The sequence below is a fragment of the Streptomyces triticagri genome (genome assembly GCF_003429565.1).
In the GTDB taxonomy this organism is placed as follows: Bacteria; Actinomycetota; Actinomycetes; order Streptomycetales; family Streptomycetaceae; genus Streptomyces; species Streptomyces triticagri.
In genome coordinates this window covers 1-22,052 of the sequence record NZ_QUAK01000214.1, presented here as the reverse complement: position 1 = coordinate 22,052, position 22,052 = coordinate 1, and the positions used below count along the sequence as shown (strand labels likewise).

The 22,052-nt window shown below is 70.1% G+C and carries 18 protein-coding genes; 8 read left to right on the top strand and 10 right to left on the bottom strand.

Annotated elements, in window-relative coordinates; genetic code table 11:
• Nucleotides 1-63 precede the first annotated feature (63 nt).
• The 3 genes from DY218_RS28740 to DY218_RS28730 all read right to left on the bottom strand — a co-directional run bounded on the left by DY218_RS28740 (nt 64) and on the right by DY218_RS28730 (nt 4,331).
• Entirely contained in the window at nt 64-1,101 is a 1,038-nt protein-coding gene (locus DY218_RS28740) for an SPFH domain-containing protein (protein ID WP_128559075.1), read from the bottom strand.
• Between the two features lie 3 nt (nt 1,102-1,104).
• Complete coding sequence (locus DY218_RS28735; RefSeq protein ID WP_128559074.1) at nt 1,105-1,536, bottom strand: NfeD family protein; 432 nt, start codon at nt 1,534-1,536, stop codon at nt 1,105-1,107.
• Between the two features lie 260 nt (nt 1,537-1,796).
• Nucleotides 1,797-4,331, bottom strand: coding sequence for a PA14 domain-containing protein (locus DY218_RS28730; RefSeq protein ID WP_128559076.1), 2,535 nt, complete (start codon nt 4,329-4,331; stop codon nt 1,797-1,799).
• 265 nt (nt 4,332-4,596) lie between these two features.
• Here DY218_RS28730 and DY218_RS28725 point away from each other — a divergent pair, with 265 nt between their 5' ends.
• The 5 genes from DY218_RS28725 to DY218_RS28705 all read left to right on the top strand — a co-directional run bounded on the left by DY218_RS28725 (nt 4,597) and on the right by DY218_RS28705 (nt 10,530).
• Nucleotides 4,597-5,622, top strand: coding sequence for a LacI family DNA-binding transcriptional regulator (locus DY218_RS28725; RefSeq protein ID WP_128559073.1), 1,026 nt, complete (start codon nt 4,597-4,599; stop codon nt 5,620-5,622).
• Between the two features lie 202 nt (nt 5,623-5,824).
• Nucleotides 5,825-6,928, top strand: coding sequence for an ABC transporter substrate-binding protein (locus tag DY218_RS28720; RefSeq protein ID WP_128559072.1), 1,104 nt, complete (start codon nt 5,825-5,827; stop codon nt 6,926-6,928).
• Nucleotides 6,929-6,930: 2 nt separating this feature from the next.
• Complete coding sequence (locus tag DY218_RS28715) at nt 6,931-8,547, top strand: sugar ABC transporter ATP-binding protein (protein WP_128559071.1); 1,617 nt, start codon at nt 6,931-6,933, stop codon at nt 8,545-8,547.
• Nucleotides 8,540-9,502: an ABC transporter permease gene (locus DY218_RS28710; protein ID WP_128559070.1), complete on the top strand. Its 963-nt coding sequence runs from the start codon at nt 8,540-8,542 to the stop codon at nt 9,500-9,502. The genes DY218_RS28715 and DY218_RS28710 overlap by 8 nt, the downstream gene beginning before the upstream one ends.
• Nucleotides 9,499-10,530 carry an ABC transporter permease gene (locus DY218_RS28705; protein WP_128559069.1) on the top strand — a complete coding sequence of 344 codons (1,032 nt, stop codon included), beginning with the start codon at nt 9,499-9,501 and terminating at the stop codon, nt 10,528-10,530. The genes DY218_RS28710 and DY218_RS28705 overlap by 4 nt, the downstream gene beginning before the upstream one ends.
• A 10-nt stretch (nt 10,531-10,540) precedes the next feature.
• Here the strand turns inward: DY218_RS28705 and DY218_RS28700 are convergent, their stop codons facing one another.
• Entirely contained in the window at nt 10,541-11,095 is a 555-nt protein-coding gene (locus tag DY218_RS28700; protein ID WP_128559068.1) for a YciI family protein, read from the bottom strand.
• 112 nt (nt 11,096-11,207) lie between these two features.
• Here DY218_RS28700 and DY218_RS28695 point away from each other — a divergent pair, with 112 nt between their 5' ends.
• Entirely contained in the window at nt 11,208-12,080 is an 873-nt protein-coding gene (locus DY218_RS28695) for a trypsin-like serine peptidase (RefSeq protein WP_128559067.1), read from the top strand.
• Between the two features lie 37 nt (nt 12,081-12,117).
• Here the strand turns inward: DY218_RS28695 and glgC are convergent, their stop codons facing one another.
• The 3 genes from glgC to DY218_RS28680 form a co-directional block, all read right to left on the bottom strand.
• Entirely contained in the window at nt 12,118-13,350 is a 1,233-nt protein-coding gene (gene glgC, locus DY218_RS28690; protein ID WP_128559066.1) for a glucose-1-phosphate adenylyltransferase, read from the bottom strand.
• Between the two features lie 136 nt (nt 13,351-13,486).
• Complete coding sequence (rph, locus tag DY218_RS28685; RefSeq protein WP_128559065.1) at nt 13,487-16,144, bottom strand: rifamycin-inactivating phosphotransferase; 2,658 nt, start codon at nt 16,142-16,144, stop codon at nt 13,487-13,489.
• Nucleotides 16,145-16,326: 182 nt separating this feature from the next.
• On the bottom strand, nt 16,327-17,022 hold the full coding sequence (locus DY218_RS28680) for a (2Fe-2S)-binding protein (protein ID WP_128559064.1): 696 nt from the start codon (nt 17,020-17,022) through the stop codon (nt 16,327-16,329).
• Between the two features lie 185 nt (nt 17,023-17,207).
• On the opposite strand from DY218_RS28680, the gene DY218_RS28675 reads away from it, so the two are divergent.
• Complete coding sequence (locus tag DY218_RS28675; protein ID WP_199566883.1) at nt 17,208-18,296, top strand: DMT family transporter; 1,089 nt, start codon at nt 17,208-17,210, stop codon at nt 18,294-18,296.
• A gap of 39 nt (nt 18,297-18,335) precedes the next feature.
• On the opposite strand, the gene DY218_RS28670 is transcribed toward DY218_RS28675, so the two are convergent.
• Nucleotides 18,336-18,809, bottom strand: a complete 474-nt coding sequence (locus tag DY218_RS28670; RefSeq protein ID WP_128559063.1) for a carboxymuconolactone decarboxylase family protein — start codon at nt 18,807-18,809, stop codon at nt 18,336-18,338.
• Between the two features lie 107 nt (nt 18,810-18,916).
• On the opposite strand from DY218_RS28670, the gene DY218_RS28665 reads away from it, so the two are divergent.
• Nucleotides 18,917-19,519 (top strand): TetR/AcrR family transcriptional regulator, encoded by a 603-nt coding sequence (locus DY218_RS28665; protein WP_128559062.1) that lies wholly within the window; start codon nt 18,917-18,919, stop codon nt 19,517-19,519.
• Here the strand turns inward: DY218_RS28665 and DY218_RS28660 are convergent.
• Nucleotides 19,516-20,721, bottom strand: coding sequence for a transglycosylase family protein (locus tag DY218_RS28660; protein ID WP_128559061.1), 1,206 nt, complete (start codon nt 20,719-20,721; stop codon nt 19,516-19,518). The two genes, DY218_RS28665 and DY218_RS28660, sit on opposite strands and share 4 nt — an antisense overlap.
• 113 nt (nt 20,722-20,834) lie before the next feature.
• On the bottom strand, nt 20,835-21,821 hold the full coding sequence (locus DY218_RS28655) for an acetylxylan esterase (RefSeq protein WP_128559060.1): 987 nt from the start codon (nt 21,819-21,821) through the stop codon (nt 20,835-20,837).
• Nucleotides 21,822-22,052 lie beyond the last annotated feature (231 nt).

Here is a 22,052-nt window from a genome sequence, read left to right as displayed (position 1 = left end):
GCCCGAGAGGGCGGCCGGCCCGGCACTCACCCCTTCAACGGCCTTGGGCCCAGGGCGTGTTCGTCACTGGTCGGACGACGGCAGCTTCGGCGGCGAGGCGCTCTCCGCCTTCTGCGCGTCGGCCAGCGCCTCAGCCGCCGCCTCGGCCGCCTGCGCCGCGTCGTCCGCGGCGTCGGTGGCACGCTCCTGGGCGGCGGGCTTCTCCCGGGTGGCCGGCGACTGCGGCAGATTCTCGCCGAAGGCGCGGGACACCCCCTGCAGAGCGGAGGTGACCTCACTGGGGATCATCCAGAAGGTGTTGCCCTCGCCCTGCGCCAGCTCCGGCAGCACCGTGAGGTACTGGTACGCGAGCAGCTTCGGGTCCGGGTCGTTGCGGTGCACCGCCTGGAACACCTCGTCGATCGCCCGCGACTTGCCCTCGGCCTTGAGGATCTCGGCCGTACGGTTGCCCTCCGCGCGCAGCACCGCCGCCTGCTTGTCGCCCTCGGCGGTGAGGATCTGCGACTGGCGCTGGCCCTCGGCACCGAGGATCGCGGCCCGCTTGTCCCGCTCGGCACGCATCTGCTTCTGCATCGCGTCCTTGATGGACTGCGGCGGGTCGATCGCCTTGATCTCCACGCGGTTGACCCTGAGGCCCCATTTGCCGGTGGCGTCGTCGAGCACGCCGCGCAGCTGGCTGTTGATCGTGTCGCGCGAGGTGAGTGTCTTCTCCAGGTCCATCGATCCCACCACGTTACGCAGAGTGGTGACCGTCAACTGCTCGACCGCCTGCAGAAAGCTGGCGATCTCGTAGAACGCCGCACGCGGATCGGTGACCTGGAAATACAGCACGGTGTCGATCTCGACGACCAGGTTGTCCTCGGTGATCACCGGCTGCGGTTTGAAGGAGACGACCTGCTCGCGCAGATCGATCACCGGGTGTACGCGGTCGATGTACGGAATGACGAGATTGAGACCAGGATTCAGCGTGCGGTGATAACGGCCGAGACGCTCGACATTACGGGCCCGCGCCTGCGGCACGATGCGTACCGCTCGCACCACGGTGAAGACCGCGATGAGCGCGACGATCAGGCCGGCGATCAGAAACGCCGAAACTTCCATGGCTCACTCCCGGGGATACACAAGGGCGGTCGTGCCGGCAATTTCGATCACGTCGACGGTCGCTCCGGCCGGAATCACCAGCGTCTCGTCGTAGGCGCGCGCCGTCCATTCTTCGCCGCCTATCCGTACCCTGCCGCCGAGCCCGGTGACTTCGGACGTGGTGGTGGCGGCGGAGCCGATCAGGGCGTCCACCCCGAAACGCTCCGTCTGGGGTCGGATGACGTGACGCAGGGCTATAGGACGTACAAAAACCAGGGTCACCGCGGACACTCCGGTGAACACCAGGAACTGCAATGGCACCGGAAGCCCCACGGCGGCGGATCCCGATGTCACCAGTGCAGCCACGCCGAGCAGTCCCAGCGCGGCGGTCAGCGTGAAGATCTCCGCCACGGCCAGGACCCCGGCGACGATCAGCCAGATCAGCCACGGATCCATTGTGATCCCCTCTTGGCCGCTGTCGGTGGGCAAAGGGTTGGGGGTGTGTCCTCCAGTGAAGCGGTAAGCAGGGCGTTCTGTCGATACACGCGCACTCTCTGTCGATGTCGGAGTCGATGTCGGAGTCGATGTCGGAACATGCTCTTCTTTGCCCTGCCTTTACCCACGGCGGACGCTCAGAAATCTTTACGCGGGCTTAAAAAGTGGGCCCTGGCGCCCGCCCCGGAAGGGACGGGGCCAGGGCCCGGACGTACGGTCGATCAGCTTGCCGAGCAGTCCATCGAGCCCGGGTCCGCCGCTTCCTGGATCAGCTTGTCGTGCGCTGCCTTGATCCGGTCCACGTCGGGCTTCATCACCTTGCGGTCGTAGGTGAGCAGGCCGTTCAGCTCGCCCTCCACGTCGGTGATCTGGGTGTAGACGGCACCGTTGCTCCCCTTGCAGGCGAAGTCCCTGATCTCGCCGAGGAGTTCCAGATATTCGTCGGTGTACTTGTCGCGCTCCACACCGACGTAGGTGTGGCGTACGGGCCAGGCGTGGCCCGGCACGGCGAGGCCGAGGCCGCCGTACTCGCCGCTGACCAGCGCGCGTTTCCCGTCGGGATCCGGCAGTTGCGCGCTCGGATAGCCGTGGGCGTCCGAGATGTCGCCGTTGCCGCCGTCGACCGCCCCGCAGCAGTTGTGCCCGCTCATGTTGTTCACGAGCCTGCTCGGGTCCCACTTCTTCGCCTGGTCGGCGATGCGGGCCTGGTCGTACTGGCCCCAGCCCTCGTTGAAGGTGACCCACATGATCACCGAGGGGCTGGAGGCGTGCTGGTCGATCATCTTCTTCATCTCGTGCTCGTACTGGGTGCGCGCACCGTCGTCCGGGTCGACCCCGGAGGTCATGGAGGGCATGTCCTGCCAGACGAGCAGTCCAAGGCGGTCCGCGTGGTAGAACCAGCGGTCCGGTTCGACCTTGATGTGCTTGCGCACCGAGTTGAAGCCCAGCTCCTTGTGCTTCTCCAGGTCGAAGGCGAGGGCCTCGTCGGTCGGAGCGGTGTGCAGTCCGTCCGGCCAGAAGCCCTGGTCGAGGGTGGCCATCGAGAAGACCGGCTTGCCGTTCAGGACGGTGCGCTGTTCGCCGTCGATCTCCTTGACCTCGATGCTGCGCATCCCGAAGTAGCTGTCGACGGTGTCGCTGTCGTCGCCCTCACCCACGGTGACCTGGATCTTGTACAGGTGCGGGTCGTCCGGCGACCACAGGTGCGGGTCGGGGACGGGTACCTCGAGAGTGCCGCCGGCCTCGCCGCTCGCCCGGCCGACCTCCTTGCCGTCGTCGGTCGCGACGGCGGTGACGGGCGCGCCGTCGGGTACGCCGTTCACGTCGACGGTGAGCTGCTCGTCCGCGAGGTCCGGGGTGAGCTTCAGGCTGTCCGCGTGGTCCTCGGCCACCGGCTCCATCCACACGGTCTGCCAGATGCCGGAGGACGGGGTGTACCAGATGCCGCTCGGGTCGAGGCGCTGCTTGCCCATCGGCGGGTTCTCGCCGTCGGCGGAGTCGGTCGGGTCGTACACGCCGACGATGAGTTCCTGGTCCTCGCCCGGCTTGAGGGCGTCGGTCACATCGGCGGAGAAGCGGTCGTAGCCGCCCTTGTGCTCGGTGACCTTCTCGCCGTTGACGTAGATCTCGGACTGCCAGTCGACGGCGTCGAAGTTGAGCTTCAGGCGCTTGCCGTCGCCCACCTTCCAGTCCTCGGGCACGGTGAAGCTGCGCTTGTACCACATGCGGTCCTCGTGCCGTTCGATCCCGGAGAGCTGGGACTCGACGGGGTACGGGACCAGGATCTTCTCGTCCAGCTGCTTGCCGACCGGCGGCTCCTCGCCGGCCTCGGCGGCCGCGAACTCCCAGGGGCCGTTGAGGTTCTTCCAGTCCTTGCGGGTCATCTGCGGGCGCGGGTACTCGGGCAGCGGGTTCTCTTCGCTGACGTCGTCGGCGAAGGGCGTCTTGAGCTGGTACTCGGACTCGTTCGCGCCGCTGCTCCAGAAGGATCCGACGGCCTTGCCGTCCGCGCCGGCGAGTCCGCCCTCGCCGTCGTAGCGCAGATCGGCCGTGCCGCCCTGGCCGACGACGGGTTCCTCGAGCTCGACGAGGAGTCTGCGCGGATCGTCCGGGTCGGCGGTGATCTTCCCGAGCGGCCATTCGGCGCCGCCGATCACCGCCTCGACATGATCGCCGAGGTCCGCCGGCGGTGCGGCGAGTTCCTGGGCGAAGTCCAGGCGCAGGGTACGGCCGGACTTCAGGACGGTGGCGGCGATGGCGCCGTCGTAGTCGAAGCCGTCGGGCAGGCGGAACGCGGACTTCGGGACGGGCTCCTTGTCGGCACCCGGACGGATCCAGTTGAGGTGCAGATTGGATCCGCCCTCGTGCTCGAAGTACTCGACCTTGATGTCGTGCTCACTGCCCTCGGTGAGCTCGACGGGCTCGGAGGTCTGTTCGTTCTCCCAGTCGTCGACCCAGTGGTCGATGGCCAGCTCGTCGTCGATCCAGAGGCGGAATCCGTTGTCGCCCTTCATGGTGAAGGTGTGGGCTCCGGAGGCCTCCGGGACGATCTTTCCGGTCCAGCGGATGCTGGCGTCGTCCGACTGGCCGGTCGCCTGGGTCAGCCGGGACTCCAGGTCGTCGAAGTCGATGTTCGGGTCGAATCCGGTGGCCTTGAGCTCGTCGAAGTCGAAGGCGCCGGACTCGGATTGGGTGTAGTACTCGCCCTTCAAGCCGTGCGGTTCGATCGGCTCGTCGGCGGCGGACGCGGACGGCATCGCGGTGAGGCCCGCGATGCCCAGCAGGGCAGCCAGAAGTAGGGCCAGTTGTCTTCTCGATCGCACAGATTCTCCTTCGTGAGGAAGGGTGGCGGCTCGTTGCGTCAGTCTGTACAACGTTGGAAGGAACGGCAGTTGGCATGACAGCACGGCTTCAGACCTCTGTCCAGGGTCATGACAAACAGCCAGCGCAAGAGCCTGTATAACGATGTATGGACAGGCAGGGGCCGCTCGGGCACGAGCCCTGGCCCCGGAGGGGAATCGTGTGAGGGTGAGCCTCAAGGACGTCGCGGAGCGCGCGGGCGTCTCGATCAAGACCGTGTCGAACGTGGTGAACAACTACGCGCACGTCACACCGGCCATGCGGGCCCGTGTGCAGCAGGCCATCGACGAGCTCGGGTACCGGCCGAATCTGACCGCGCGCCATCTGCGCAAGGGCCGGACCGGCATCATCGCGCTCGCGGTACCCGAGCTCGGCAACCCGTACTTCGCCGAGCTGGCCGGCGCCGTGATCGACGCGGCGGCCGACCACGACTACACCGTGCTGCTCGACCACACCCGCGGCGACCGTGAACAGGAGGTGCTGGTCAGCCAGGGTTTCCGGGCCAGGGTGATCGACGGCCTGATCCTCAGCCCGCTGGAGCTCGAGTCGGACGACCTGCGCAGCCGCACCGACGATGTACCGCTGGTGCTGCTGGGCGAGCGCGAGTACGACCTGCCCTACGACCACATCGCCATCGACAATGTGGCGGCGGCTCGGGCCGCGGTACGCCATCTGACCGGCCTCGGCCGTACGCGGATCGCCTTCCTCGGGGCCCGTACGGACACCGCGAACCAGCCGGCGCATCTTCGACTGCGGGGCTGGCGCGAGGAGTTGAAGGAGTCCGGCCTCGATCCCGCGGAATCGCTTGTGGGGCCGGTCGGCGGCTGGGACCGCGGCGACGGCGCGGTGGCGATGGCCCGGATGCTGGACTCGGGGGTGCGCCCGGACGCGGTGTTCGCCTTCAACGACCTGGTCGCCATCGGCGCCATGCGGGTGCTGCACGAGCGGGGGCTCCGGGTGCCCTGGGACGTGGCCGTGGTGGGTTTCGACGACATCGCCGAGGGTCGGTACGGGGCGGTCACGCTCACCACCGTGTCGCCGGACAAGCACGCCATCGCACGGCTCGCGGTCGAGTCGGTGATCAGCCGGCTGCGGGGCGCCGAGTCCGCGGACAACGAGCCCGGCGGACGCGAACTCACCGCGCAGTTCCGGCTGGTGGAGCGGGAGAGCACGCTGGGGCGCCGCTGACGTGCGCGGGACCGAAGGCCCCGTACGGGGCCGGTGCGGGAGGCCGCCGTGCGCCACCCGCCCCGGATCCCGCTCCTTACGCGGAGGGTTTACACATCTCTTCCAACGATGTAAAACGTGCTCCGGAACGGAGAGTTGACCGTCACAGCCGATCACCCACGCGAGCCGCAGCGCCGCGGGGCCGCGCCATTCTGGGGACGCCATGAAGTCGACCGCTCAGTTGGGCCGTACAGCCGTCAGAACTCTTGTCGCCACCGGTCTCTCGCTCAGTCTCGCGCTGACCGCGGGAGCCTGTGCGAAGTCGGAGGACGACGGAGGCAGCAAGGACAAGGACAAGGGCGCCTCCGGCGACGGCGGCCAGGTGGTCTCGTCGCCGAGCGCCGGTAACGCGAAGACCTGCACCATCGACCAGTTCGGCGCCGAGAAGCTGGACCTGAAGAACGCCACCGTCGGCTTCTCGCAGTCCGAGAAGGAGGCCAATCCGTTCCGTATCGCGGAGACGGCCTCCATCAAGGCCGAGGCCAAGAAGCGTGGCGTCAAACTGCTCACCGCCAACGCGCAGTCGCAGTTCTCCAAGCAGATCAGCGATGTGCAGGACCTGATCGCCAAGGGCGCCGACCTGCTGGTCATCGCCCCGCTGAACTCGGACGGCTGGGGCCCGGTGCTGCGCGCCGCGAGCGCCAAGAAGATCCCGATCGTCACCATCGACCGGAAGATCAACTCCAAGGCCTGCAAGGACTATGTGAGTTTCATCGGCTCCGACTTCGTCGAGCAGGGCAAGCGCGCCGCCGACCAGATGATCGAGGCGACCGGTGGCAAGGGCGAGGTCGCGATCCTCCTCGGCGCGCCCGGGAACAACGTCACCACCGAGCGCACCAAGGGCTTCAAGGACCGGATCAAGGCGAAGGCACCGGACCTGAAGGTGGTCTTCGAGCAGACCGGCGAGTTCTCCCGCGAGAAGGGCCAGTCGGTCACCGAGCAGCTGATCCAGTCCAATTCGAAGATCAGCGGCATCTACGCCGAGAACGACGAGATGGGCCTCGGCGCCGTCACCGCCCTGAAGAGCGCGGGCAAGAAGGCCGGCGACGTCAAGATCGTCACGGTGGACGGCACGCGCAACGCGGTCCAGGGCATCGTCGACGGCTGGATCCACGGAGTGGTGGAGTCCAACCCGCGCTTCGGCCCGCTCGCCTTCCAGACCCTGGACACCTTCACCAAGGGCGAGAAGGTCGCGCAGGACATCGTCATCCAGGACTCCGCCTACACCGAGAAGAACGCCGAGTCCGACCTCAGCAAGGCGTACTGACGATGACCGCAGCACCCGACGCGCCGGGGCAGCCGCCCCCGGCGCAGGGCACGCCCGCCCTGGCCGTCACCTCCCTGACCAAGTCGTTCCCGGGCGCACTCGCCCTGGACGAGGTGGACTTCGAGGCCCGGGCGGGCGAGGTGCACGCCCTGATCGGTGAGAACGGCGCCGGCAAGTCGACGCTCATCAAGGTGCTGACGGGTGTGTACCAGGCCGACGCCGGCCGGGTCCGCTTCCTCGGCGACGAGGTGCGCTTCGGCACGCCGCTGGAGGCGCAGGACGCCGGGATCTCCACGATCTACCAGGAGGTCAATCTCGTCCCCCTGATGAGCGTGGCCCGCAATCTCTTCCTCGGCCGCGAGCCGCGCAACCGGTTCGGTCTGATCGACTTCCGTGCGATGCACCTTGCGGCGGACGAGGCCCTGCGGGATCTGGGCGTACGGGTGGACGTGACCCGCCCGCTGCGCACCCTCGGCGTCGGCGCGCAGCAGATGGTGGCCCTGGCCCGCGCGGTCTCCGTGGACGCGCGGGTCGTCATCATGGACGAGCCGACCTCGTCGCTCGAGCCCCGTGAGGTGGCCACGCTCTTCGGGGTGATCCGGATGCTGCGGGACCGCGGCATCGCGGTGATCTATGTGAGTCACCGCCTGGAGGAGCTGTACGAGATCTGCGACAGCGTGACCGTGCTCCGGGACGGCCGGGTGGTGCACACCGGGCGGATCGCGGACCTCGACCGGCTGCGCCTGGTCTCCCTGATGCTGGGCCGGGAGATGGGCCAGGTGCGCGAGGAGGGGCTCACCAAGTTCTCCGGCGACCATGCGGCGGCGGGCGAACCCGTCCTGCAGGCCGAGGAATTGACGCTCAGCCATATGCTGCACGCGGTGTCCGTGGAGGTGCGCCCCGGCGAGGTGGTGGGGCTCGGCGGCCTGCTCGGCTCCGGGCGCAGCGAGACCGCCAAGGCGATCGCCGGTGCGCTGCCGCCCGAGTCCGGCCGGGTGCTGGTCGCGGGCTCCGAGGTGCGTACGGGGTCGACTCCGGCGGCGATCCGGGCGGGCATCAGTCTGCTGCCCGAGGACCGGAAGGCGGAGGGCATCGTGCCGGGGCTCTCGGTGCGCGAGAACATCGCGCTCGCGGCGCTGCCGGGCCTGTCCCGCTTCGGTCTGGTCGACGAGTCGCGTATCGACCGGATCGTCGACACGTTCATGGAGCGGTTGCGGATCAAGGCGTCGAGCCCGCACCAGAAGGTCGGGGAGCTCTCCGGCGGCAACCAGCAGAAGGTGCTGCTCGCCCGCTGGTTGGCGATGCAGCCCAAGGTGCTGCTGCTCGACGAGCCGACCCGCGGTATCGACGTGGGCGCCAAGGCCGAGGTGCAGAAGCTCATCGACGAACTGGCCGAGGACGGCCTCGGCGTGCTGCTGATCTCCTCGGACATGGAGGAGCTGGTGGAGGGTTCGGACCGGGTGGTGGTCCTCAAGGACGGCGCGGTGACCGCGGAATTGACAGGTGATCAGGTGACCGAGGACCTGCTGATGCAGGCCATAGCGGCTCCCCTGCCGGCGGACGCCGGCGACGGGGCCGGCACGCCCCCGGGCCCGCGCAAGGAGGCCGGTGATGACTGAACTCACCTTGCGCCGCTCCGAGTTGGACCGCGCCCGGGTACTGCGTCTGCTGCAGGACTACGGCGTCTACGCGGGCGTGGCCGTGCTGATCCTGGTCAATGTGGTGCTCACCCCGAACTTCGTGTCCGGCGAGAACTTCCGCACCCAGGCCGTCCAGGTCGCCCCCGTGATGATCGTCGCTCTCGGCATGGCGCTGGCGATCGGCTCGCAGGGCATCGATCTGTCGGTGGGCTCGGTGATGGCCCTGTCCACCTCGCTGCTCTCGCTCTATCTGGGGTACGGGCCGTGGATCGCCGTCCTGGTCGCGGTGATCGGCGGCATGGTGATCGGCCTGGCGAACGGCTCGTTGATCGCCTTCATCGGGGTGCAGCCGATCGTGGCGACACTGGCGTTGATGGTGGCGGGGCGCGGGCTCGCGCTGGTGCTGCTCCCCCAGCTCAAGGACGTACGGGATCCGGGCATGGCCACGCTGGGCTCCGGCAGTGTCCTCGGCATCCCGTATCTCGTCCTGATCGCCGTCGCGCTCGCGATCGCGGTGGCGTTCGTCGTGCGGCGCACCACCTTCGGGCGGCAGTTGCTGGCGATCGGCGACAGCCGGCCCGCGGCGCAGCTGGCCGGTCTGCCCGTACGCCGGGTGCTGATCATCGTGTACGTGGTGTCCGGGGCGCTCGCCGCGGTCGCGGGTGTGATCGCCACGGCGCGGCTCACCGCGAGCGACCCGACCTCGCTGGGCACCCTGATGGAACTCTCCGCGATCACGGCCGTGGTGGTCGGCGGTACTCCGCTGAGCGGTGGCCGGGTCCGGATCGGCGGCACCGTCGCCGGCGCCGTCCTGATCCAGTTGCTCACCGCCACGCTGATCAAGCACGACCTGCCGCCGTCCTGGACGCAGATCGCCCAGGCCGTCGTGATCGTCGCCGCCGTGTATGCGGCGCGGGAACGGGGGAAGCGATGACGACCGACACGACCGAACCGGCGGCCCGGGAGAAGGACGCCTCGCCGGGCGCCGAGCAGCCGCAGGGCGCGACCCGCTCCGAGCGGTTGACCTCGCTCGCCCAGCAGCACGGCGCGCTGGTCGCGCTCCTGGTCATGGTGCTGGTGGCGAGCCTGAGCTTCGACTCCTTCCTGACCGGCGACAACCTCGAGAACATGGCGGTGTCCTCCGCGTTCCTCGCGGTGGTGGCGCTCGGCATGACCTTTGTGATCATCACCGGGGGCATCGACCTCTCGGTGGGTTACGTGTTCGCGCTCGGCGGGGTGCTTGCCGCCTGGGGCTCGCAGTACGGGACCTTGGTCGCCCTGATCCTGCCCCTCGCGGTGTGCGGTCTGATTGGCCTGGTCAACGGCCTGCTGATCGCACGGGCCCGGCTCGCTCCGTTCATCGTGACGCTGGCGGCGATGCTGCTCGCACGCGGTGTGCTCCTGTCGGTGACGGACGAGGGCTCCACCACCTATCTGGTGGACAAGGACGCCTTCTTCGCCCGCCTCGGCCAGGAGAAGCTGCTCGGCATCGGCCTTCCGGTGTGGATCACCGTGGCGCTGTTCGGCCTGGGCGCGCTGGTGCTGCGGCGCAGCCGCTTCGGGCAGTACGTGTACGCGGTCGGCGGGAACGAGGACGCGGCGGCGCTGATGGGCGCCCCCGTGGCCCGTACGAAGATCGCCGTCTACACACTGTCCGGGCTGTGCGCGGGACTTGCGGGTGCGCTGAACGCCGCATGGCTGATGTCCGGCGTGACGATCCTCGGCACCGGGATGGAGCTGGAGGCGATCTCGGCCGTGGTGATCGGCGGGACGCTGCTCACCGGCGGCTTCGGCTTCATCAGCGGGTCTCTGGTCGGCGTCCTGCTCCTGAAGGTGATCCAGAACGTGATCAACCAGATCGGCTCGCTCGACTCCGCGTACCAACAGGTCGTCAGCGGCGCCTTCCTGGCCTTGGTGGTGATCGCGCAGACCTGGCTGGGACGCCGCCGCCGGATGCTGTGATCCGCCCTGCTCAGCGCCGGCCGCCGAACTCCCAGCTGTGCACCTCGATGTCGGCGTACGTGTGCGGGGCGAGCACCGCACGCGCGGCATCGGGGGACGGTGCTCGCAACAGCGCTGCCGTACCGAGCCAGTTGAGTCCGTCGTCCGACACCAGGGGGCCGTGGGCGATGAGTTCGTCGCGCTCGGCGGGCAGTTCGAGGCTCGGGCCGTCGGGGAGTTCCGGCGCGAGTCCGAGGACGAAGTAGCGGTCGTCGCCCTCGCTGCCACCGGGGAAGTCCCACATGGTGCGGCCGAGTTGATTGGTCCAGCGGCGCAGCAGCACGTCCCGGTACACGCCCGCCTGGTGGTTGGGCTCGTCGAAGGCGAACGCGCGGGCGGTGCCGGCGTCCGGCAGATCGAGGATGTGCAGACTGCCGGTGAGCGTCTCCGTGGCCGGCAGGAACGTCGGACCGCGCGCGATCATCTCCCGCGCATACCGGTCCATGTACGACCAGTGCGCTTCGATCAGCTCCTCCCGCAGGGCCTCGGAGTCGGAACGGTCGCGGTGCCAGCACAGGTACTCCATGCCGCGGGACTATCGCCGATGCCGGTCGCCCGATCAACCGGATTGCCCGTCGGTCACGCTGCGTGCACGGGGTCGAATGGCCCGTACGGGCCGCTCGGCTTACGTTGGAGGCATGCGGCTCAGAGCATCCGGGCCCTGCGCGCTCGTGCTGGTGGCGGCGGTCGGCCTCGTGCCGGCCGGTGGCGCCGCGCACGCGGCCGATCCCGTGTCCACGGTGACCTACGGCGAGGCCGACCGCGCCGAGGCCCTCGCGTACTGGACCACCGACCGGATGCGGAAGGTGGGTGCGGCGATCGACGAGGGCCGCACGCCCGCGGGACAGAAGCAGTGGACCGGGGCCCGGATGGCGCCGGTCGGACGGCTCTTCTTCGTCGACGAAAAGGGCAACGACTCCTGGTGCACGGCGACTTCGGTGCCGGGCGAGAACGGTTCCACGGCCGTGACGGCCGGTCACTGCGTACAACTCCCGGCCTCCCCCGGCAATGTGCACTCCTCGATGGTGTTCGTCCCCGGATACTCCGAGGGCCGGCAGCCCCATGGGGCGTACGCGGTACGGGCGTTCACCATGCCGCGGTCCTGGGAGCAGGACGACCAGGGTGATGTCGCGGCCGTGGTCCTCGACCCGCGTGAGGGCAGACGTCTCGCGGACGCCGTGGGGACCTTGCCGGTCGCGTTCACCGACAAGCCCGGTGGCGAGGTGACGCTGTTCGGCTATCCCGGCACCAGCCCGCAGCGTGGCGAGCAGCTGCTGTTCTGCACGGCGACGGCACGCGCGTCCGAGGACCACGGTCAGGAGGTCGGCTGCGGTATGGGCGGCGGTGCGAGCGGCGGACCGTGGCTGTCCGGCTTCGACCGTGCGGAGGGCCGCGGGACGGTGGTCGGCATGACGAGCTACGGCGACTCCGCGACGGAGAGCCGGACGACCTCCGCAGAGGTGCTCGGCCCGCTGGCCAGGCAGGTGTACGACCGGGCGCAGGGCATGTGAGCCGACTGCACCGGATGGCTCACGTCCCCTGTTCCTGCTACGACTTGAAGCCGTACGGCACCTGCTGCCCCTTGCCGAGGGCGATCACCCCGCCCGGCGAGACGGTGTAGAGCTCGCCGTCCCGGTCGGGGTTCACGCCGATCGTCGCGCCCGCCGGCACGTCCACGTTCTTGTCGAGGATGGCGCCGCGCACCACCGCCCCGCGGCCGATCCTCACGTTGTCGTGCAGCACCGAGCCCTGGACGACCGCGCCCGGCTCCACGACGACGCCCGGCGAGAGCACCGAGCGCGTGACCTGGCCGCTGATCACACACCCCGGACTGACCACGGACTCCCCCGCGATTCCGCCCGCCACGAACCGGGCGGGCGGCAGCTGCCCGGGGTGGGTGTAGATGGGCCAGCGCCGGTTGTACAGGTCGAAGACGGGGGTCTCCGACACCAGGTCCATATGGGCCTCGTAGTACGCGTCCAGGGTGCCGACGTCCCGCCAGTAGCCGTGGTCGCGCGGGGTCTCACCGGGGACGTGGTTGGCGTCGAAGTCGTAGAGCTGGGCGACTCCGCGTTCGGTGAGCATGGGCAGGATGGAGCCGCCCATGTCGTGCACCGACTCGGGGTCCTCCGCGTCCTGCTGCAGGGCGTCGATCAGGGCCTTGGTGGTGAAGATGTAGTTGCCCATCGAGGCGAAGACCCGGCTCGGATCGTCGGGAAGTCCGGGCGGATCGGCGGGCTTCTCCTCGAAGCGCTCCACCCGGGTGCTTCCCTTGGCGGGGGTGATGATGCCGAAGGCGGAGGCCTCGCTGCGGGGCACCCGGATGCCCGCCACCGTGACGGCGGCACCGCTCTCGACATGCTGCTCCAGCATCTGCCGAGGATCCATCCGGTACACATGGTCGGCGCCGAACACCGCGATGTGGTCCGGCTGTTCGTCGTGCACCAGATTCAGGGACTGCAGGATCGCGTCGGCGCTGCCCGCGTACCAGCGCGGTCCGAGGCGCTGCTGCGCCGGCACCGGGGTGACGTAGTTGCCGAGCAGGCTCGACATGCGCCAGGTCGTCGTGACGTGCCGGTCCAGGGAGTGCGACTTGTACTGGGTCAGTACGCAGATCCGCAGGATGCCCGCGTTGACCAGATTCGACAGGACGAAGTCGACGAGCCGGTAGGTGCCGCCGAAGGTGACCGCGGGTTTCGCCCGGTCAGTGGTGAGCGGCATCAGGCGCTTGCCCTCGCCTCCCGCCAGGACGATTCCGAGTACCGAAGGTCCACCACGCATGGCCGCCCCTAGTTCGTCGCCCTGTCCACGGTCGGTCGTCCTGTCCGCCGGGCTCGACAGGACCTTCATGGTCACCCAGATGCATTCCCGGGGGAAGAGCGCTGCACGCGGGGCACGGCACTCCCCGTACGACCGCTCAGGGCAGGATCTCCACATACCCCTCGGTGCCGTGCACCCGGATCCGCTGTCCGTCCCGGATCCGCCGGGTGGCCTCCGGCACGCCGACCACGGCGGGCAGTCCGTACTCGCGGGCGATCACCGCGCCATGGGTCATCAGTCCGCCCACCTCCGTCACCAGAGCGGCGACCGAGACGAACAGCGGCGACCAGCTGGGGTCCGTGTGGGCCGTGACCAGGATGTCGCCGGGCGCGAACTCGGCGTCCGCCAGGTCGAGGACGATCCTGGCCCGTCCCTCCACGGTCCCGGCGGAGACGGCGAGTCCGGCCAGCGCGCCGTCGGGTACGTCGTCGCGCCGGTGGCTGCCCGTGACGGCCTCACCGTCGGAGGTCAGGACGCGCGGCGGCGTGAGCGCCTCGTACCGGCGGAAGGCCGCCTTGCGTTCCTCGATCAGCCGGTCGTCGACGCGGTTCGTCCGTACGACCTCGTGGAGCTCCTCGAACGTGAGGTGGCCGATGTCCTCCTTCGCGCCGAGCACACCGGCCCCGACGAGGCGCTCCGCCTCCGCGAGCAGGGCCTTGCGATAGACGAAGTAGCGGCTGATGATCGCGTACTTGGGATACTCCCGATACCCGATGAAGGTACGTACCCGGTCGATCATCCGCTCGGCCTCCTCGGCCTTGTGGTCACCGTCCGGCAGGGCCCGCAGTCGCGTCGTGACGTCCTTCGCCTTCGCCTCCGCCCGCTGCCGGCCCTGCTCGAAGCGCCGTTCGGCTTCGCCGGGTCCGAAGTTCCGTACGTTGTCGAGGAGGGCGGGGACGACTGCGCCCGGGCGTTCGCTCCAGCGCGGCCTGGTGATGTCGATCTCGCCCACGCAGCGCATTCCGTACCGGTGGAGGTAGTCCCGCAGGGCGTCGCGCGCCTCGGCTCCGCCCGGGAGTTTCGCCAACTCGCCCGTGTCGAGGAAGTCGTCACCCTGGACGGCGCCCAGGAACGCCACCACCTCGGGGTACGGCCTGATCACATCCGCGACGTCGAGCAGCGCCAGGCCCATCTCGGAGGTGATGTTGCCGGGGGCGGAAAGGGTGAGCGTGTCGGCCGCGTTCTTCTCGCCGAGCCAGTCCCGCAGGCGGTCGTTGAGCCACCAGGTGGCCTCCATGCCCGCCATGATCGCCTGCAGGCTGAGCGGATCGGTGAGGATGCGCTTGTGCTCCTCGAAGGCCTCGAGCAGGAAGTCGAACAACTCCGGTCCGGTCTTCGTCCGGATGTCGCGCTGCAGGGCGTCGAGAGAGGCCCTGGCGCGCTCGACGAGCTCGGTGACGATCGCCGGGTCGGTGTCGATCGGGGCGGCGGACGCGGGCGGGCGGCCGGGCGTCGAGTCCGGAAGCCAGGGGGCGAAGCCGTCGCGGTCGAGGACCGTCTGCAGAGCGTCGCTGGTCAACGGATCGCCCCGGCCCATGAGTTCGAGCAGGGCGGCACGCCCGGCGGGCGAGGCCACCCTCGGGGTGACGTCCACCCACAGCCGCCCGCCGGCCTGCTGCATGGGCGCCATGGACGTCAGCTGCCATACGGAGATCCCGAGGGGCCGCATCGCGTCGGTCATCATCTGCTGGTGGCCGACGGAGACATAGACCTGCTTGTCCGGTCCGCCGGGCGTGGCCCCGGTCGTGGTACCGGTCCTCGTCCCGGCCTCGGGCACGGGGAAGAGCGTCGTGATCGGGCGGCTCTGGACGATCACGAACTCGCCGTCGGCCAGGCACCATTCGATGTCCTGCGGCCGCCCGAAGTGCGCTTCGATGCGCCTGCCGAGCCGCACGAGCCGCACCGCCTGCGCATCCGTGAGCACGGGCGAGCGCTGCCGCCGCGGCTCGATCGCCACCTCCCCGGTGCCGCCGCCCTCCACGGCTCGTACCGCACGCTCCTTGGTGGCGATCGTCCGCTCGACGACCTGGCCGTCCCGGACCCTGAGCACATCCGGATTCACCAGACCCGACACCAGCGACTCGCCGAGCCCGAACCCGGCGTCCACGGTGGCGACGGTCCGGTCGCCCGACACCGGGTCGGCCGTGAACAGGATCCCGGACGCGTCCGGTACGACCATCCGCTGCACCACCACGGCCAGTTGCACGGCGCGTTCGTCGATGCCGTTCCGCCGGCGGTACGTCACGGCCCGCTCGGTGTACAGCGAGGCCCAGCAGCGGCTGATGTGCCGAAGGATCTGCGCCGGCCCCACGACGTTCAGCCAGGTGTCCTGCTGGCCCGCGGCGGACGCCGTCGGCAGGTCCTCGGCCGTGGCGCTGGACCGTACGGCATAGGCGTGCCCCGCACCGTGCCGCTCGACGGCGCCGGTGATCTCCGCCGCCAGATCGTCCGGTACGGCGACCGCCTCGACGGTCCGGCGCAGCTGTGCGGCGAGCGTACGGATCCCGTCCCGGTCGTCCGGATCCAGGCTCGCCAGCTCGTCGAGGCGGTCCTCGAACGACGGCACCTGCGCCGCGATCCGCCGGAACGCGTCCGTCGTCACGCAGAAGCCGTCCGGCCCCCGGACGTCCTCGATCCGCGTCAGCGCCCCCAGTTGCGCGCCCTTGCCGCCCGCCTCCGCGACCTGCTCCGGCCGGATATCCGACAGGTCCCGCACGCAGCTCTCGCCCACCGCGTTCCGATCAGTCGCCGCCATATGCACGTTGCGCCCCGTTTCCGCAGGTTGTGACTTCGGCGGACGATTTTGCGCCACGATGGGGGCCTTGCCGCAAGCCCCCCACTGCGCTATACGTTGAGAGTGGCGGGAAGAGGTTTCTTCCCGTCTTTCTCTTTGCCCGGGTTTCTCTTTGCCCGGGTTTCTCTTTGCCCGGACCGCCCCTAATCGGCCGTCCGAGGGGCCGTCTCGAAGCAGCAGTCACCGCACAGTCCGCCGCCGGGGCAGCGGTAGTAGAGACAGCAGCTGCGTCGCCGGTGGCGTGCGCCTGGCTCGGGAAGTGGGCCCGCGGCCTGCAGACCCGGGTCGGCGAAGAGCTCCTCTGCGGCGGCTCGCCCCCTGGCCGCCGCCTCGGGCCGGCCGGCCTCCGCCGCCCAGGTCTCGAGTTCGCGCACCGACCCGGCGAGCGCCGAGCCGGCATTGCCCCTCAGCAGACCGGGGGCGATCCGGTACCGGCGGGTCAACGCGGCCGCGAGCGGGGCCAGATGACCCTCGACGAGGACCTCCGCGATCCGCCCGACGGGCAGCGGCTCCACCCGGTCGATCCACAGATCGTCGGGGCTCGTCCCATCCGGGTCCCAGTGCAGCCGCTCCGGATCCAGATCCGGCACCGCGCCGAACAGCGCCGCACCACCGACCGCCACGGAACACAGCCGGGCGGCGAGACCCAACTGCGCGACGGACACCCCGATCCGCACCTCGGGCGCCCTCAGCCGCGCCACGACCTTGTCGACGCGGTGGGCGAGCGCCGACGCCCCGTCCGCCGCGTACGCGCGGGCCAGCGGCACCGCACCTGCGGGCGGCGCCCCGGCGCGCAGCGCGAAGAAACCACCGACCGAACCGAGCTGCCCGAGATCCATCCGGCCATGATCCCAACCCGGTGGCCGCTCCGGTCACCCCTCCACAGGACCACTGGGGGCCTCTCGTACTACGTCTGCGGTATGACCCATTGCCTGCTCAGGGACGACGACGCCAGGCGTTCGGCACGACATCGTAGGACCATGGAAGCCGACCCCATGCCGCACGACCTGGCGAGGAGGGCCCGATGAGTGCCCTGGCGCTGTCCGTGCTGCTCTCCCTCGTCTCCGCCCTGGCCTACGCGGCGGGGGCGATCGTGCAGGAACGGGTGGCCGTGACCACCCCCGGCAATGCCTACGCGCCGGTGCACCGGGTGTCCTGGTGGATCGCGGTGGGTCTGAACGGCATCGGCGCCGTGCTGCACGTCGCGGCCCTCGCCTTCGGCCCGCTCAGCCTGGTGCAGCCGCTGGGCGCGCTCACCATCGTGTTCGCGCTGCCGCTCGCGGCGCTCTTCGTCGGGCGTCGGGCGGGCGCGACCGCCTGGCGCGGCGCGATCATGGCGACGGTGGGTCTCGCGGGCCTGCTCGCCCTCACGGACACGGTCGACACCGGGTCGCTGGACGGCGGCGAGCGGATCCTGGTCGCCGTCACCACCTTCTCGGCGATGGCCGTACTGATGGCCCTGGCGCACGCCGTGCACCGGCATCCGGTGGTGCGCAGCGTGCTCCTCGCCACCGCGGCCGGTGTCTCGTTCGGCATCGCCTCGGTGTTCACCAAGACGGTCGCGGTCGACTGGGGCGCGCACTCGACCTCGGCGCGGCTGTCCAGCTTCGCGGTGATCGCGGTACTGGCCTCGGCCGGACTGCTGCTGTCCCAGGCGTCCTACCGCGGGGCGGGCCTGGCGGCTCCGCTCGCCACCGTCACCGTGGTGAATCCGGTGGTGGCGGCGGCCGTCGGCATCACCCTGTTCGAGGAGTCGTTCCGGTACGGGTCGGCGGGGACGGTCATCGCGCTGGGCTGCGGAGTGGTCGCCGCGGGCGGTCTCATCCTGCTCACCACGGAGCGCATCGGCCGCGCCCACGCGCCGGCCGCGGAAGAGGCCGAGCTCGACGCGTCCGGCGGTGGTCCGGTGCCGGCGCAGAGCGGCAGGCCGTACGAGTCCGCCCGCGCGGCCGACGACGCGTTCCGCGACCTCACGGCCGGACTCCCGGCCCTGCCACCCCCGTCGGGGCCGCAGGACGCCCCGGTGATCGAACAGCTGAGCACGGACGACCGGCAACCGCACGACGGCGGTCCCTGCCGCCCGCGCACACCGGCCGGCCGCGGTCCGGTCTGACACCGCGACCGGCCGGATGCCGGTCTGATCCGTGCCGGACTATCCGTGCTGACCGGGGCGGTAGTCGCCGGCGGGCTGGCAGGTCATGACATTGAGCCGGTTGAAGGCGTTGATCAGGGCGACGACGGCCACCAGGTCGGCCAGTTGAACCTCGTCGTAGTGCTTCGCCGCGCGCGCCCAGACCTCGTCGGGGACTCCCCCGGCGGCGTCCGCGAGCCGGCTGCCCTCCTCCGCGAGCTCCAGCGCCGCGCGCTCGGCCTCGGTGAACACGGTGGCCTCCCGCCAAGCGGCGACCAGATTGATCCGCACGGCCGTCTCGCCGGCGTGCGCGGCGTCCTTGGCGTGCATGTCGATGCACCCGGCGCAGCCGTTGATCTGGCTGGCCCGGAGCTTGACCAACTCCTGGGTCGCGTACGGGACCGTCGACTCCGCGAGGGCCGAGTTCGCGCCGATGAAGTGCTTCACGACCTTGCCGGCGACCGGGCTGGCGAGCGGGTTGATACGAGCTTCCATGGGGATCTCCCGACCTCGGAATGAAACGAAACGTTACGTTTCAATCTGAGCGCCGAGCCACCACCTTGTCAATACGTAACGTTGCGTTCTCCCTTAGGCTTGCCCGCATGCCGAGCACTTCGGGCCGCGGGGCCCGCTCACACGCCGCGATCCATCAGGCCGCCCTCGACCTCTGCGCGGAGCGGGGCTACTCGGCGGTGACCATGGAAGCGATCGCGCAGCGCGCGCGGGTCGGCAAGCCGACGCTGTACCGGTGGTGGCCCTCGAAGGGGAAACTGTTCCTCGACGTGCTCGTGGAGCGCATCGGCGAGCCCTACTTCGCGATCGAGGACACCGGCGATCCGGTCGCCGATCTGCGCCGGTGGCTGCACGGCATCGCCGATCTGCTCTCCGACCCGGTGCTCGGTGACGTGGTCGCGGGCGTGGCCGGCAGCGCACAGCACGACACCGAACTCGCCACGATCGTGCACCAGGAGATCCACGTACTGCTCTCCGGTCGCAACCAGGAACGCATCCGCGCCGGACAGCTCGACGGACAACTGCCGCGCCTGGACCCGCTGTTGGTCGAGGATCTACTGGTCGCGCCCCTGTGGTACCGGCGGATGATCAGTGGACGGCCGGTGACCCGGGCCTACGCGGACACGGTCCTCGACACACTGCTGGGCGCCGAGGCGCCGCAGCCCCGGCCCGCCCCGAAGGACGCCCCCTAGATCCGCACTCCCCCGGCCCGCAGATACCGCAGCGGGTCGACATCCGCGCCGTAGCCCGGCCCCGTACGGATCTCGAAGTGCAGGTGCGGGCCCGTGCTGTTGCCCGTGGAGCCGGAGCGGGCGATGCGCTGGCCGGCGCCCACGCTCTGGCCCGCCTTCACATTGAGCGCGGAGAGGTGCGCGTACTGGCTGTACTTGCCGTCCGCGTGCCGGATCACCACCTCGTACCCGTAACTGCCGCTCCAGCCCGCCGAGACGACCTTGCCCGGCGCCACCGCCTTGACCGAGGTCCCGGTGGAGACCGGGAAGTCGACGCCCGTGTGATAGCCGCTCGCCCAGGAGCCGCCCGCCGCGCGGTAGGGCGTGCTGGGGTTCGCCGCCACGGGTGCGGTCATGCCCGTACTGCGGGAGCTCGCCCGGTCCGCCTTCTCCGGCTTGGGTTTGGGCTTGGGCTTGGCCTTCGACTCCGGCTCGGGCTTCAACTCCGGCTTGGCGGCCGGGCGTTCGGGCTTGGCGGCGGGCTTGCCACGGCCGTCGACCGCGAGCCGCTGGCCCGGGACGATCATGTCGGGGTCGCCGCCGACCACCTTGCGGTTGTCGGCGTAGAGCTGCTGCCAGCCGCCGTCGACCCGCTGCGAGTCGGCGATCGTGGAGAGGCTGTCGCCGCGTACCACCGTGTACATGCCGGACCTGCCGGCGTTCGACTGCGGGGTGGACTCGGGCTTGGCGCTGCGCTTCTCGTCGGGCTTCTCGCGCGGCTGGGCGGCGGGCTTCGCGGAGTTCTTGCCGCCCGAACCACCGGGGTTGATCTCCGGGGCGTCGCCGCCGCGGGTCAGTCCGGCGCGGACCGAGCAGGCCGGCCAGGCACCGGGCCCCTGGCCCTTGAGGACCTTCTCGGCCACGGCTATCTGCTGGTCCTTGGTGGCGAGATCGGCGCGCGGCGCGTAGCGCGTGCCGCCGTAGGCCTCCCAGGTGGACTGCTTGAACTGCAGGCCGCCGTAGTAGCCGTTGCCCGTGTTGATCGACCAGTTGTTGGTGGATTCGCAGGCGGCGACCTTGTTCCAGGTGTCCACATCGGCCGCCTGTGCGGTGCCACTGCCGAGCAGCGGCAGGGCCATCCCGGCTCCGCCCGCTGTCACGGTGAGCGAGGCACGATTGATCCTGCTGGGCTGATAACGGCGGTGACGGCCGCGTAAGGCCATGATTCCCCCTGTAGTACGCGCGACGGGAATCGCCAAGCTAATCGCCCCGAACAGTCCATGACAAGGGGGCGCACTCATCGTCAAGTACGCCCCCTGCGCCAGGAATTGGCCGATCAGTCCGCCGGACGGTCCGTCAAGTACTGGGGCAGCCAGCGCAGTTTGACGCCGTCCTGGTAAGGGCCGCCGCCCTCATGGTCGTTGAACGCATAGACCTCCATCGAGCGCTCCCGACCGGCGTACGCGTTGTAGGCCGCGAAGACCGTCGAGGGCGGGCAGGTCAGGTCCTCGAGCGCCGCCGAGAAGAGCGCCGGCGCGCGGCCGCGCGCCGCGAAGTTCACGCCGTCGAAGTAGGACAGCGTGCCGTACACGCTCTCCTGGTCCGCCCTGCGGGTCTTCAGATACGTGGCGATCTCGCGGTACGGCGTCCGGTCGGTCAGCGTGGTCGAGCGCCGGAAGTGGCAGAGGAACGGCACGTCCGGCGCGATCGCCGCGAGGTCCGGCACCAGGCCGCCGACGGCGATGGTCACTCCGCCGCCCTGGCTGCCGCCGACGGCTGCCACCCGGGAGGCGTCGACGAGCGGATGCGAGCGGGCCGCCTCGACCGCGCGGACCGCATCCGTGTACAGCCGGCGGTAGTAGTACGTGTGCGGGTCCTCGATGCCGCGCGTCAGGAAGCCGGCGACGGCGGGTGCGCTGCCGACCGGGTCGGGCGTGTCGCCCTGGGCCTCTCCTGCGCTGCCCTGGCCCCGGGTGTCCATCACGAAGTGCGCGTACCCCGCGGAGGCCCAGAGCAGATGCATGTGCGGGAGTCCACGGCCGCCGCCGTACCCGATGTACTCGACCACGGCGGGCAGCGGCTCGCGGGCGCCGGCCGGGAGTACCAGCCAGCCCTTGACCGGGTGCCCGCCGAAGCCGGCAAAGGCCACGTCGAAGACATCGACCCCGGTGAGCGGGACGTCCACCCGCTCGAACCGCGCGTCCAGATCGTGCTCGCGGGCCTCGGCGAGGGTCTTCTCCCAGAAGGCGTCGAAGTCCTCGGGCTCCGGTATGTCGGGCCTGTAGTCGTAGAGATCGTCGAGCGGAAGGTCGAACTGAGCCATGAGCTGCACTCTCCCCGGGCGCGCTGGCGGAAATATCGGCTCAGCCTAAAAGATCTCCCGCGCGGCCTCCCGGGGTTTTCCTCGCGTACGACCCCGGCCGGGCGTCAGGACATCGGGTCCGGCTGGGGATCGGGCGCCGGGTCCGGGCCCGGCGGCTGGGGCACCGGGGACGGCGGCGGCTGCGGCACCGGCGCGGGGTCGGGGGACGGCACCGGCGAGGGGAACGGCTCG

Coding starts and splice junctions, on each gene's coding strand:
- DY218_RS28700 (WP_128559068.1), bottom strand. CDS start 11,095: ATGGAGTACCTGTGCTGGCACCGCGACCGTTCCGACTCCGAGGCCCTG.
- DY218_RS28680 (WP_128559064.1), bottom strand. CDS start 17,022: ATGGATCTCGGGCAGCTCGGTTCGGTCGGTGGTTTCTTCGCGCTGCGC.
- DY218_RS28710 (WP_128559070.1), top strand. CDS start 8,540: ATGACTGAACTCACCTTGCGCCGCTCCGAGTTGGACCGCGCCCGGGTA.
- DY218_RS28730 (WP_128559076.1), bottom strand. CDS start 4,331: ATGCCGTCCGCGTCCGCCGCCGACGAGCCGATCGAACCGCACGGCTTG.
- DY218_RS28720 (WP_128559072.1), top strand. CDS start 5,825: ATGAAGTCGACCGCTCAGTTGGGCCGTACAGCCGTCAGAACTCTTGTC.
- DY218_RS28675 (WP_199566883.1), top strand. CDS start 17,208: ATGAGTGCCCTGGCGCTGTCCGTGCTGCTCTCCCTCGTCTCCGCCCTG.
- DY218_RS28695 (WP_128559067.1), top strand. CDS start 11,208: ATGCGGCTCAGAGCATCCGGGCCCTGCGCGCTCGTGCTGGTGGCGGCG.
- DY218_RS28740 (WP_128559075.1), bottom strand. CDS start 1,101: ATGGAAGTTTCGGCGTTTCTGATCGCCGGCCTGATCGTCGCGCTCATC.
- DY218_RS28655 (WP_128559060.1), bottom strand. CDS start 21,821: ATGGCTCAGTTCGACCTTCCGCTCGACGATCTCTACGACTACAGGCCC.
- DY218_RS28670 (WP_128559063.1), bottom strand. CDS start 18,809: ATGGAAGCTCGTATCAACCCGCTCGCCAGCCCGGTCGCCGGCAAGGTC.
- DY218_RS28660 (WP_128559061.1), bottom strand. CDS start 20,721: ATGGCCTTACGCGGCCGTCACCGCCGTTATCAGCCCAGCAGGATCAAT.
- glgC (WP_128559066.1), bottom strand. CDS start 13,350: ATGCGTGGTGGACCTTCGGTACTCGGAATCGTCCTGGCGGGAGGCGAG.
- DY218_RS28735 (WP_128559074.1), bottom strand. CDS start 1,536: ATGGATCCGTGGCTGATCTGGCTGATCGTCGCCGGGGTCCTGGCCGTG.
- DY218_RS28705 (WP_128559069.1), top strand. CDS start 9,499: ATGACGACCGACACGACCGAACCGGCGGCCCGGGAGAAGGACGCCTCG.
- rph (WP_128559065.1), bottom strand. CDS start 16,144: ATGGCGGCGACTGATCGGAACGCGGTGGGCGAGAGCTGCGTGCGGGAC.
- DY218_RS28665 (WP_128559062.1), top strand. CDS start 18,917: ATGCCGAGCACTTCGGGCCGCGGGGCCCGCTCACACGCCGCGATCCAT.
- DY218_RS28715 (WP_128559071.1), top strand. CDS start 6,931: ATGACCGCAGCACCCGACGCGCCGGGGCAGCCGCCCCCGGCGCAGGGC.